The 12,395-nt window shown below is 38.0% G+C and carries 9 protein-coding genes; 2 read left to right on the top strand and 7 right to left on the bottom strand.

The window, feature by feature from the left end:
- Positions 1-271 precede the first annotated feature (271 nt).
- Positions 272-838 (top strand): MauE/DoxX family redox-associated membrane protein, encoded by a 567-nt coding sequence (locus QQL36_RS35565; protein ID WP_415751065.1) that lies wholly within the window; start codon positions 272-274, stop codon positions 836-838.
- Here the strand turns inward: QQL36_RS35565 and QQL36_RS03860 are convergent.
- The 7 genes from QQL36_RS03860 to QQL36_RS03830 form a co-directional block, all read right to left on the bottom strand.
- On the bottom strand, positions 799-1,797 hold the full coding sequence (locus QQL36_RS03860) for a hypothetical protein (protein WP_321568988.1): 999 nt from the start codon (positions 1,795-1,797) through the stop codon (positions 799-801). The two genes, QQL36_RS35565 and QQL36_RS03860, sit on opposite strands and share 40 nt — an antisense overlap.
- Before the next feature lie 111 nt (positions 1,798-1,908).
- The gene (locus tag QQL36_RS03855) at positions 1,909-2,877 is read right to left on the bottom strand and encodes a hypothetical protein (RefSeq protein ID WP_321568987.1); all 969 of its coding nucleotides are present in this window, start codon (positions 2,875-2,877) and stop codon (positions 1,909-1,911) included.
- A 70-nt stretch (positions 2,878-2,947) separates the two neighbouring features.
- On the bottom strand, positions 2,948-4,057 hold the full coding sequence (locus QQL36_RS03850; RefSeq protein ID WP_321568986.1) for a FecR family protein: 1,110 nt from the start codon (positions 4,055-4,057) through the stop codon (positions 2,948-2,950).
- 58 nt (positions 4,058-4,115) lie between these two features.
- Positions 4,116-4,667: an RNA polymerase sigma-70 factor gene (locus tag QQL36_RS03845; RefSeq protein ID WP_321568985.1), complete on the bottom strand. Its 552-nt coding sequence runs from the start codon at positions 4,665-4,667 to the stop codon at positions 4,116-4,118.
- A 201-nt stretch (positions 4,668-4,868) separates the two neighbouring features.
- Complete coding sequence (locus tag QQL36_RS03840; RefSeq protein WP_321568984.1) at positions 4,869-7,451, bottom strand: outer membrane beta-barrel protein; 2,583 nt, start codon at positions 7,449-7,451, stop codon at positions 4,869-4,871.
- Between the two features lie 252 nt (positions 7,452-7,703).
- On the bottom strand, positions 7,704-7,952 hold the full coding sequence (locus tag QQL36_RS03835) for a hypothetical protein (RefSeq protein WP_321568983.1): 249 nt from the start codon (positions 7,950-7,952) through the stop codon (positions 7,704-7,706).
- Positions 7,953-8,198: 246 nt separating this feature from the next.
- The gene (locus tag QQL36_RS03830; RefSeq protein ID WP_321568982.1) at positions 8,199-8,741 is read right to left on the bottom strand and encodes an RNA polymerase sigma factor; all 543 of its coding nucleotides are present in this window, start codon (positions 8,739-8,741) and stop codon (positions 8,199-8,201) included.
- A 222-nt stretch (positions 8,742-8,963) separates the two neighbouring features.
- Between QQL36_RS03830 and QQL36_RS03825 the strand changes: the two genes are divergently transcribed.
- Positions 8,964-12,344, top strand: coding sequence for a SusC/RagA family TonB-linked outer membrane protein (locus QQL36_RS03825; protein ID WP_321568981.1), 3,381 nt, complete (start codon positions 8,964-8,966; stop codon positions 12,342-12,344).
- Positions 12,345-12,395: the final 51 nt, after the last annotated feature.

Raw genomic sequence — 12,395 nt, 5'->3', positions numbered from 1 at the left:
GAGGTTAAAAAGGGAAAGCAAAGAGCATGGCTGACATGAATATCAACCTGGTTCATTTTAGAGGGTATAGATAAGACAATACTAAAAAGCGAAAAGTATGATTGAGGTGTAAACTTTTTTTAGATTTTTTTATTTTACTTAACGTGTGAGTATAACATATATGGAATAGATTTAAATTCAGTATCCCATACTACCAAGGAAATATAATAATTGGCTTTCCCTAATAAGTCATTTATAAAAGACTTAATATTTGGGGTATGTAGAATATTTGATGGAGTCTTATCTATCAGCGCTAGTAGTTTGTATTTTTCCTCCTAAGTATTATTGTCATATCCTAAAAACCATTGTCTTTGTGGGCGCTATCTTTAAAATTGCAAGTATGCTCATCATGAAAAAGAACGCTTTCTTTTTGGAGGTTATCTGCATGTTGTTTGTTATCCTCTTTGTATATACAGCCATCAGTAAGTTCCTAGACTTTTCGTTATTCAGCGCCCAAATAGGGATGTCTCCCGTATTAGCTCCTGTGGCTAAAATTATAGCATGGGTTGTACCCCTGGCGGAGATCATTGATTCTGTTATGCTGATGGTACCGGCATTACGGTTGAGAGGTCTTTATATTGCTTTGGGATTGATGTTGTCCTTTACTATTTATATCATTCTATTGATGAAACTCAGCGCACATTTACCATGTAGCTGCGGTGGCGTAATAGAATTATTATCATGGAGGGATCATCTTATACTCAATTGCGTTTATATTCTATTGGCTATTGCTGGTATATGGATATATCGCCGTAGCCATCACATGGCGCGTCTCAGTTCCTCTAGCCCACATCCATAATAGTATCTAAAAGACAGATCCAAGTCTTGCCAGCAGACATAACCTACCGCATCTGCAATAGCAGATAGGGATGTAGCTTTTTCTGTTAGCAATTCAAATACCATCATCATTTTTACCATTCTCAGGAAGTGATTGACTGGTATAGAATACTGTTTCAGGAAGCTTTCCCTGAGATCTTTTACCGATAGATCAAACATCCTGGCCAGTGCTGGTATGGAAAAATCTTTGTATGACTTTTCGGTCATGAATTTGAAAAGCTGATTGAGCTGATCAGTGTGCAATACATCGGCTACTTCTAGTGGAAGTTGCAGATCCTGCTGGGCAAAGTTGTAGAATAAATCCAGGCAACAACGTGTTAAGAACACATCAGCAGGTATATTGATATGCCTGCATGAGAGCATATTTTCTAAGATTAGATGACAAACGGGATTGATGTGATATGGGTACTGGTTCAGGGCTCCACTTACACCTTTGGATTGTAAAGCTGCCAGGCGAGCCAATTTAGGATGAAACCAGGCTAGTTCCTTAAAAGCTTCAGGTAGGATATTGATATGACAGGAAAGCAATTTCTGTCCCGCCTTCAGTGGTACCTTGTGTAGGTCAGATTCCAGGCTGAAAAGGTTACATTCTCTTTCTTGCAAAGTAAATGATGAATCCTTGTACAGTTCTACCTTCAAACTGGTATCATACATAAAGTGTAATGCCCAGATGGGGTAAGGTGTATAAGGGCAAAGCATCATGTCCTGGTGAGCGTAGACCTCCTGGATCCAGAATGAAAAGGGTCCTAATTGTTTGTGTTGACTAAGGATGTCGCAGGATTCGTCACTTTCATAGTATACGCCTGCAAAAGGTAAAATCAATTGAAGGTATTCTTCCGGGAGAGCTGTAACCTCATCATAGGCAGCTTTTCCTCTTTCTACATAGAAGAGTTTTTCAGTTCCTGCTGGACGTGAGAGCATAGCAGTAGCGTTTTGGGTAAAAATGGCAATGATTATCTTTGGGTATTCTATTTATTAAACTCCGTGCATTACTTATTTTTCATTGCACTTCCCCTAAGAATGTAACATCCTTTAGCTAAGATCGGTTGGATTTACCCCATAGTAGGTTACAACATCATTTATTAATTCATCTGTGGATTTATAACCCGTTACCCGCGAAATATCTGTCAATGGAAAAGTGGGCGTTTGTAATGTGTGCCAGATCATCATCATTTTTATCATGTGCATGTATTCATTAATGGAAATGGCAAAGTGTTGGCGGAAGCTTTGTTCCATTTCCGCCTGATCTATACTATACATATAAGCCAGTGAAGGGAGGGAGTGTGTCTTGTGGGGATGGTCAGCCAGGTAATTGAATATGTTATGACAGGTATCTGTGTGCAACATGCTGGCAAAAAGGAAGGGCTGTTGAGAATCAGTATGTTGGGCCGTAAAATTGATTAATATATCTGATACACAGCGTTGTAAATAGTATTGAGCAACACTGTCATGATAACGGCAAGTCATGAATTTGCGGATCAGCATATCGCAGACTGCGTTGATATGATAGGGGCGGGGATTGATCCGGGAGGAAACTCTGGGATGAATACCATGCATCAATTCCTGGAATTGGGGATATTTATTGATGAGCGCCGCCATTTGCATGGGTTGGATATTAATCTGAAATGAAAATATCTTCTTATCTGCAATCATTGGCGCCCTTTGTGGTTGGCCAGGGAAGAGGTAAAAGCCGTTACATTCCCGTTCATCCAAGGTATAGCCAGCTTTAGGTAGGGGCAGACTATCTTCGAACATGAACTGGATGTTGAAGATAGGAGTGGGTGTATATGACCGTAGTTGAATAAGCTGTTTCGAAAAGATATCATGGAGCCATACAGAATATGGGCCGAGTGTAAGGTGCTGGGAGAGAATATCACATTCCTGGTCCTGCCGGAAAAATGCACCAGCTCCTGGTAGTATGAGCTGGTGGTATTCAGCAGGAATTTTATCAGCAGGTGTATACCTATATGTGGTTCTTTCGAGCGGTAAGCTTTTGTTCACGTTATACAATGTGGAATGCATGATAAACTTTAAAGGGGTTTCTTTCTATACCAGCCTCTGGTTATATCTACTACTTCATATGCAATACGCTGTCTTTGTCGAAATAATAATCAAACTGGCCTGTGAACTTCAAGCCTTCCAGGAAAGTAGCTATGGGCTTATTACGATTCATGGCGCCACTGAAGTGGCGGGTAGTTACAGCAGCGTTATCGGTTATAACAGGAATGCCATACCAGCGGGTGATGACTCTGGACAGCGAAACCAGGGAGGCGTTTTTAAATATAAAGAGGCCATTGCGCCAGGAAAGCACATCTTCTTCATCAAAAGGGGATTCCTGGAGTTTATCGCCCTGGGTATAATTGACTGCATATCCGGGGTGAAGGAGCAGGGAATCCTGCTGTGTTTTAAGCCGGACAGCGCCATTGACAAGGGAAATTTTTACCTGGCCACTATCGTAGGTGTTGATGTTAAATTCGGTACCTAGCACTTGTACGGTACTATTGGGCAGGTGTACAATGAAAGGACGGGTTGCATCTTTGGCTACTTTCACGTAGGCTTCACCGGTAATGGTCACCTCCCGGGTATTGCCCGTAAAGGCAAAGGGGAATACTAATTTGGAGGCCGCGTTGAGCTGTATGAGGGTACCATCGGCAAGTACAATCGAATAGTCTTTGCCAGCCGGTACGATGAGGGTAGCTTGTTGATTTGTGCTACCTGTGTATGACAAGGTCTTTTCCTGGTTATGCAGTGTAAGGTTTCCGAGCTGTACCTGTTGCTGCGCGTTGCCTAGGTTGACCACTTGCCCACCTGGCAACTGCAGCGCAACATTCTTTGGGGAGGTAACATGGACGATAGCGGGCTGACGAATACCCGGTAATAATATAGTATAGGCGCTGACAATAACTAGTAGAGCAGCGGCGATTCCGATACTGGTACGCAATAATGTCTTTCCTCGTTTTTGCTTCCTGATGCCCGCCCAAACTTTTTCAACGGGGAGTGTATCAGCAAGGTTTTCGAGGACGGGGTGTTCTCCGTATTGAGCATAAAGATCATTACGAATGACAAGCGCTTCCGGTTCCTGCGCGAGGAGATTACTGAGGGTAGCGCTGTCTTCCGGTGTAATGACCCCTGCTATCTCATCCAACACTAATTGTTCAATATATTCCGGATTTACAGACATATTTCCCTTAGATCGTATAAATTTTGAAAAAGTACTTATTTGGGTAGTAAATTTTTGCCTAAGATAAGCTGTGCTTCAGATTCTTGCGAAGCATTTTTAAGGCGCGGTGAATATGGTTTTTTACCGACTGTACATTTATATCCATGTCTACAGCTATTTCCCGCAGGCTTTTGTCCTGGAGGTATAGTTGTTCGAAAGCCAGGCGGCTGGCAGGTGTGATGCTATTAATCGCATCAGACAACTGCTGACCGAGCTCTTTATTTTCCATGGGTATTTTAGTCGTGTGCGTATCTGCGATCCAGTGGTATTGCTGCTGGTGGTTTCTCGCGGTGGTAGTTTTACGGATATGATCTACCACTTTATTACGTACTACCCTTACCAGGTAAGGTTTAAGACAATTCCCGATGTCGAGTGTCGATCTTTTTTTCCAGAGCCACATGAAAACTTCCTGTACGATGTCGTTGGCCTCTTCCTCGTTTTGTAAACGAGTGAAAGCTTCCAGAAACAGACGTTTGCGGTAGCGTTCGAAAAGTGTGTTAAACGCTTCTTCGTTCCCTCCCTGCAGTAACAGAAATAGTTGCTCGTCGTTATAGCTAGTTAGATTTTGCATAACGAAAGTTAAATTCAGCCTTGGTTAGTAATGTTGTCAGGTTGTTGTGTACTCACATGACACTATATACGATAACGAATGAGTGACACAATATATGTCTTTTAATGATTACCTGGTAGTGGTATCCCCCATAATTACACATACTAAGCTAATAAATAGGGGTTAGAGTTAAGTTAACTTATTGTTAATGGCATGAAAGTTTTATTTTTTGGTTTTTTTGAGGTCGAGGATGAGGGAGAGGAGGATGTAACGGCCGAGTTGGTTGGTGCGGGTTTGGGTGGTGGTGTTGCCGGAGATGGTTTGTGCGATGCCTATGTTTTGATTTAACAAATTGAATCCCTGGAGGCGGCAGGAGAGGGCTTTTTTGAGGAAGGTTTTTTCAATAGTGGCGGCGAGGTCGGTGGGATTGGCGGAGACGCCGTTGGCGTAGCCGGAGTTGAATTGTTTGTTGAGGTCGAGCCAGAATGACCAGGATGGGCCGGCGAAAAATTTGGAATTAAACGCAAGATTCCAGGTGCCAATTTGGCTAGTAGGTGTTTGGGAAAGTGAATAAGTTGTTTGATTGTGAGTATACCCTGTACTTGTATTCAATTCTATCCACTTTTGATATATACCCAGGCGTATGGATTGAGTGAGCATGAGGTTCTGAGAGGAATTCCGGAGATTTTGTAAGTAATAAATGTTGTTGTTAAGGTTGGCGTTACCTTCGAAGAATAGTTGATATTTACCTTCATCGAAAGGATGAGACCATGAGTAGTTACCAGATAAGAGGTAGAGGCCATTTGTATTAAGGTAGTGTGTTTCTTGAGTAACTGTATTAAGGGTATCCTTTATAAGGATGGAGTTAGTGACAGTTTGATTAGTAATAGGAGTGTATCTAATATTAATGAATAAAATGGATTTCTTTACTAAGCTATACTCTAGCAAGAAGATATTATATAATCCTGCTTTGAGATCTGGGTTACCTATTATTGGAAACAATGGATTAGTTCTGTCTGTAATAGGTCTTAGTTGCTGGTTGTCGGGATAATTGGGATGGCCTTCATAATGTAAGGAAAGCCTTGAAGTTTTATTTAATTGGTATTTGATATTTAAATTGGGGACTAGCCATTGGCTTTGGTTTGAGTTGTACTTAGCAAAATGATAATATACTCCAATTGTGTATTCTATTTTACCCTTTTTATTATTGAAATTGATGCCTGATTTATGCTCTGTGATCCTATAATCGAACTGGTTGCTAAGTGAGTCTATTATTTTCATTTTCCCTTCTTTATCGGCCCATTGTGTTTCCTGTTCAAAAGAATTATTGTTTGATTTTAAATTATAAAGAATTTCGAATGACGCAGTAGTGCTGAGTGGTTTTATATAGGAAGATTGGAAGGTAATGTTGTATGCATTATTCTGCTTATTTAATAATTGATATTGTAGTGAATCTTTAATGGCTGTATCATCTGAATTATAATAAGTAGAGGCGTTAATGATATTCTGATAACTAGTGTTTCCTGAGTAATTGTAAGTAGCACTGAATGCTAATAGTTCTCCTGGGTTATTAAATTGATGAATGCCATATAGGCTAGTCCTTAAATTGGGAATAGTGGCATGTGTGATATTAGAATAAGATTGTTCAATGTGTTGTAAGCCGGTTTGGGAAGAAATAGTATTATTTTGATCTGTTTGTTTTTTTCTTTCGCCTGATAGCTGCAGGCTAATCTTATTTCGTTTCTTATCCTTGTATTCTATTGTTTCCGCCAGGCTGTAGTTATTATATGTACTAGTTGTTGTACTGTTACTATTTATGGATAATATTCCCTCCGATGTTAGGTTTTGTGTTGTATTATATGATTGTAATTTATTGCTTTCATGGTCAGCAAATATTCCTCCATTTGTATAAAATAGATCATTGATCTGATTTCTAAATAAAAATGCACCTCTACTACTAACGATCTCTCCCTGTCCAGGAATTGTGTTGTCCGTTGTACCATATAGAATAATTTGTTTTTTGTTACCTATAGAAGATGCGTTAAAATTGGATTGAATTCTATTGCTTGTTCCAACACCTAGTTGTGCCTTTAGGTTTTGGGTTGTGTTTAACGTGTTTTTTGTCTCTAAATTAATAACTTTACCAGCTGCTATACCCTGTGTTCTACCAGTTATCTCAGCTAGCTTTCCATAATCATCTAATATTTGCACTCTATCTAAGGTTTCTAATGGGATAACTCTTATTAAATCCTTAATATTATTTATCATAAAATCCTTCCCATTAATTTTAATCTTACTTATAGGTTGTCCCATGAATTTTAAACTCCCATTTTGATCTATTTCAATTCCTGGTAATCTTCTAAGTAATTCATCTAACAGCGCATTATCCCTTAAATGAAATTTGCTTATATTATATTCTATTGTATCTTCTTTTAATGTAATGGGAGATATTTGACTTCTTACAGTCACCTCCTTAAGAATGTTTGTTTTAATATTGAGCAGGATGTCAGGAAGCTGTATATGATTATTAATAAGTGGATAGTTATATTTATTATTATAGGTTTCATACCCTAAGAGCGTTATTCTAATATTAAAGATAGGGGTTGATATTTGAGGAAATGTAAAATGCCCATTTTGATCCGTGATAGTGTGAAAAGAATCTGGACCTTTTATTATCCAAACATTTGCTCCAATTAGTACCTGTCCGGTTGAGTCCTTTACTATTGCGTCAATGGAATACTTATTTTGTCCTTGAGCAAGAGCCACAAGAAAAAAGAGGGCAACAAATAATTTAATCCTTATCATGAGAAGGAGTATCAGTTTACAATGGATACTATTTTCGCTGGCTGTTAGGGTGTCATAATATTGTGTCCTGGGCTGTTATAACAATGGCATAAGTATCCTATGGTAATTAATATTTTGACCGAGTGAAAATAAGATATTTATAGAAATTTAGGAAGAAAAAATTCTACTGTGAAATGGTTGCAGGGAGTTGTTAATAAAATCAAAACAGAAGCATCTTTGCCTCTGTTTTGATTTATAAAAATTGAGGTATACTTAATTGTTTGCGACAACTATGTTGAAGTTGGGAGCTTGGGCTCCTGCTACGATTGTCCAATATACCCGAGTACCAGTACCGCTGCGAACCCCTGCTGCAAATACGACATTGGATGCAGGAGCTACTGCATTAAATTGATCGGTTGTAAAATAGTCAATTGCACCGCGTTTGGATGCTTTAAATGCTAAGGTGCCTCCTAATATGCCACTTGCAGCAATTGCAATCAAGATGAATCTGACTTTTCTCATGGAGTTTTTTTTAGATGTTAGAATGGAAATTTTTGGGTGGTGGTATTAAGTTTCAATTGAGTATGAGCTTTATTTTTTGATGGTTTTACAAAATTAGTTGCGCAAGGAATATTTACTTTACTAATCAAGGAATAAACCTTTGAGATGGCGTAATAGAAATCTGGAGTGACAATATAGATTGTCACATATTGTTATTTAAATAAAATACAGACGTGAAATTTATAAACGTGAAGGTTGGTAGGGGGCTTAGACTACTTGCCTAAGTTGATCTCTTATTACTTTTAAAGCCCGGCTCGTTTGGTTTCTTACGACTTGTGCCTGAATATTTAAAGAATTGGCAATTTCATTACAACTTCTATCCTCTATATATGCTAATTCAAAAATCTTTCTACAGGCTGGTGCCGATATTTTTTGAATGGCAATCCGGATTTGTTGACCAAGCTCTTTATTTTCGAGAAATTCCAAATAGCCTTCATAAACAGACGATGATTCCAGGAATTTTTCGTATTTTCTGGCAACTGCATTCGCCCTGCATCTATATGCATATTGAAAATGCACAGCCCGAAGGAAATAATGCTTGACAGGAATCTTACCAGATATTTGATTCCGACGTTGCCAAAAAGAAGTAAAGATTTCCTGGACAGCATCCTCTGCTTCCTGACGACTTACGAGTTTTTTTCTGGCTATAGCCAGCATGGTTGGTTGGTAGCGGTTGTATAGGATGGTAAAGGCCCCTTCCTGACCTTTCTGGACCATCTCTAACAGTTCGGCATCGTTTAAATGTAACATGATACCATCATATCGTATGCTGCGTTAAAAAGTACTATATGAAATTTTCGTTAAGTCCTTTGAGTACCTTTTAAAATGTTACACGATATAAGTTATCACTTAATTCAACTATAATATAATATTAGCGTTATTGCTAAAGAGGGGAAGTGATTGTCTGAGAATTGCTTAAAAATGCTTGTGAATGATTCCAAGGCTAAGGGAAGCTTACGTCTATTCTGTATTATGCCTGTATTTATCACCAAAAACCAACCATTTTCTATTATGTGCATTCCTACACCTTGCGGTACAATAGTGGCCAGAATCTTACTGTACGTATTTATTATTAATGCTTGTATGTTTCAAAGTGCCCAGGCCCACCAACAAGAAGGCAAGCAAAAAGTAACTATTGTTGGTAATGATATTTCTATGGATAATGTATTAAAGCAAATAGAGAAGCAAACGGGCTTACGATTTATGTATGCGGCGGGCGCTTTAAATTTAAATGAAAAGATAAAAGCTGCATTTCAGCAGGTGCAATTGGATGATGTGCTTTCCAGTATATTAGGTTCAAAAGGAGTTATATGGCAATATAGAGATGGTACGATCTTATTGAAGCAGCAATTTAAAGGCAAATCGGATGATAATGTATTAGGGGAGTCTAAGCTTTTGAACTCCAAAATGGAGGTAGCTGGAAGAATTTTAGATACAAATGGAAGTCCAATTCCTAGTGCCACTATAATTGTAAAAGGCACTAAAAAAGGTACTAAATCTGACGCAGATGGCTACTTTCGCTTGTCAGATGTAGAGTCAGGTGATGTTCTCCTAGTTACTTCTATTGGCTTTGAGACAAAAGAGTTAGTAGTAAATGATGATGCACAGTTGATTGTTAAGTTGAGAATTGCAATCGGTGCATTGGATGAGGCAGTAGTGATAGCATATGGTTCTACAACTGGGCGAACATTAACTGGAAATGTTTCGACTATCAAAGGTGAGGAAATCGCCCGTAGTCCTGTTACCAACCCACTGATGGCCATTTCAGGGAGAGTTCCTGGTATTATGATAGATCAAAAAAATGGCTTTAGTGGCTCTGCAGTGACGACACTTGTTCAAGGACAGAATAGTATTTTAAAGGGCAATGATCCATTCTATGTAATCGATGGTGTACCCTACCCTTCGCAAAATCTCTCTATAACTGCTACAGTTTTAGGTGTAGGGGGTTATAATACTCAATCAAAAGGAAGCACTCTGAGTTTTATTAACCCCGCAGATATTGAAAGTATTACCGTCTTAAAAGATGCTGATGCAACAGCTATCTATGGTTCTCGCGCTGCAAATGGAGCAATCTTGATTACTACTAAGAGGGGGAAACAGGGGAAAACTAAAGTAACAATTGATTATCAACAGGGAGGAGGTAAAGTTGCCCGCCATTTGGATCTAATGAGCACTACTGAATACCTGGCCATGAGACATGAAGCGAAATTAAATGATAAAATTGCTGTTGGGGCTACTGATTATGATGTTAATGGCTTTTGGGATTCAACAAGGAATGTAAACTGGCAAAAGGAGCTGATCGGTAAAACTGCTAAATATATGAATGTTAATGGATCTATATCAGGTGGTAATAACAATATTCAATATCTTATTGGAGGGACTTTTCATAGGGAGACTACCGTGTTGCCAACAAACTTTAATGATCAAAAAGGATCGGTACATTTTAATATTACTAGTAATTCTAATGATAATAAATTTCAGATGCAATTCTCAGGAAGCTATCTGGTTGATAATAATAAGCTTCCTAATGTAGATTTTACTAATTATGCAGTTACTCTCGCACCAGATGCTCCTCCCTTATATAATGCTGATGGAACAATTAATTTTATGCCTAATGCTTCAGGCGCTTCAACATTCAACAATCCTTTAATTCAGTTAAATCAAAAAATTAATATAAATACTGAAAACCTGGTTAGTAATCTTTTGTTAGGTTATACTATTATGCCTGGGTTAAATTTAAAGACTAGTTTGGGATATACTAATATGCACTCCAACGAAATTATGCAAGTACCTTTATCTACTTATATTCCAGAAATACAACAATATTTAGATAGATTTGGGGTGTACGGTAATTATGCTATAAACACTTGGATAATAGAACCTCAGCTTACTTATGACCGTTCATTTGGATTTAATAAGTTTAATTTTTTATTAGGTAGTTCCCTTCAACAGAATAATTCCAAGGGGAACGAAGTGTTTGGCTCAGGATTCAATTCAGATCAGGCTATTGGCGATATAAATTCAGCTACAACACTTATAAGTACAGGATCCATAATGTCGGTCTATAAGTATGCCGGTCTCTTTGGAAGAGTAACCTATGCATATAATAATAAGTATATTGTTAATTTATCAGCGAGAAGAGATGGTAGCAGCAGATTTGGATCTGCGAACAGGTTTCACAATTTTGGAGCAATAGGATTAGGGTGGATCTTTTCCAGTGAAGATTTTATGAAGAATAATTTGCCCGCTTTAAGTTATGGTAAATTGAGATTTAGTTATGGGACAACTGGCAATGACCAAATAGGAGACTATGCGACCTTAAATTTATATAGTCCTTTGGTTGTTGGCGTTCCATATAGGGGGATTTCATCGTTGGTGTCAAATGGCATAAATAATCCATACCTTCAATGGGAGGAAACTAAAAAAGTAAATTTTGGACTAGATCTCGGATTTATAAAAGATAAAATCTTGTTGAATGCCAATTATTATATAAATCGATCCTCTAATCAATTATTGCCTTATAAGCTTCCTAGTATTGCGGGAGTTTCAAATATTACAACCAATTATCCAGCTACCGTTCAAAATAGTGGATGGGAGTTCACAGTGACAAGTACGGTCATTAAGCGATCTAAGTTTGATTGGAACGTTAATTTTAATCTAACTATTCCTCGTAATAAACTAATTGCGTTTAAAAACCTCTCATCATCCTCATATGCAAATTCGCTGATAGTTGGTCAACCACTTACTATTACAAAAGTATTCCATTCACTAGGTGTTAATCCTGAAACTGGATTATATCAGTTCACGGATGCGAAAGGAGCAATCACTTCAACGCCTAAGTTTGTAACAGACCAACAAACTGCCGTTAATTTGTCTCCAAAATTGTATGCTGGTTTAAACACTACATTCAGTTATATGGGAATTTCATTAAGTGCTTTATTTCAGTATATGTCGAGAAATGGTGCTAATTATTTTGCAGGCGCGCCATACCCAGGTTCTTTCAATCAAAACCAACCAAAATATTTGTTAGATCGCTGGCAAAAAGTGAATGATAATGCTGCTCATCAAAGATTTAACTCTAATAATTTATTAGCTATAAATTATATATACTCAGTTGCGAGTGATGCTTCTTATTCTGATGCCTCTTATTGCAGATTGAAGAATTTATCTCTGAGTTGGGATTTGCCGGAGAATTGGTTAAAGCGTGCAAAAATTTCAAATTTAAGACTCTATGCACAAGGACAGAATCTTTTAACATTTACTAATTACAAAGGACTGGATCCAGAATCATTAAGTAGTATAACATTACCGCCATTAAAGACATTCGTATTTGGTGTACAATTGGGCCTTTGAAACTTCTTTCTGATATAAATGGATTCAAACAGTTTTTCTATTACAATAGGT

The organism is Chitinophaga sp. LS1, assembly GCF_034274695.1.
In the GTDB taxonomy this organism is placed as follows: Bacteria; Bacteroidota; Bacteroidia; order Chitinophagales; family Chitinophagaceae; genus Chitinophaga.
Note: the sequence above shows the minus strand (reverse complement) of the source record. Positions and strands in the feature narration are given on the sequence as shown.

Bases quoted from the DNA above. Each gene is read 5' to 3' on its own strand.
- QQL36_RS35565 (WP_415751065.1), top strand. From the start codon at position 272: ATGGAGTCTTATCTATCAGCGCTAGTAGTTTGTATTTTTCCTCCTAAG.
- QQL36_RS03860 (WP_321568988.1), bottom strand. From the start codon at position 1,797: ATGCTCTCACGTCCAGCAGGAACTGAAAAACTCTTCTATGTAGAAAGA.
- QQL36_RS03850 (WP_321568986.1), bottom strand. From the start codon at position 4,057: ATGTCTGTAAATCCGGAATATATTGAACAATTAGTGTTGGATGAGATA.
- QQL36_RS03845 (WP_321568985.1), bottom strand. From the start codon at position 4,667: ATGCAAAATCTAACTAGCTATAACGACGAGCAACTATTTCTGTTACTG.
- QQL36_RS03840 (WP_321568984.1), bottom strand. From the start codon at position 7,451: ATGATAAGGATTAAATTATTTGTTGCCCTCTTTTTTCTTGTGGCTCTT.
- QQL36_RS03835 (WP_321568983.1), bottom strand. From the start codon at position 7,952: ATGAGAAAAGTCAGATTCATCTTGATTGCAATTGCTGCAAGTGGCATA.
- QQL36_RS03830 (WP_321568982.1), bottom strand. From the start codon at position 8,741: ATGTTACATTTAAACGATGCCGAACTGTTAGAGATGGTCCAGAAAGGT.
- QQL36_RS03825 (WP_321568981.1), top strand. From the start codon at position 8,964: ATGCCTGTATTTATCACCAAAAACCAACCATTTTCTATTATGTGCATT.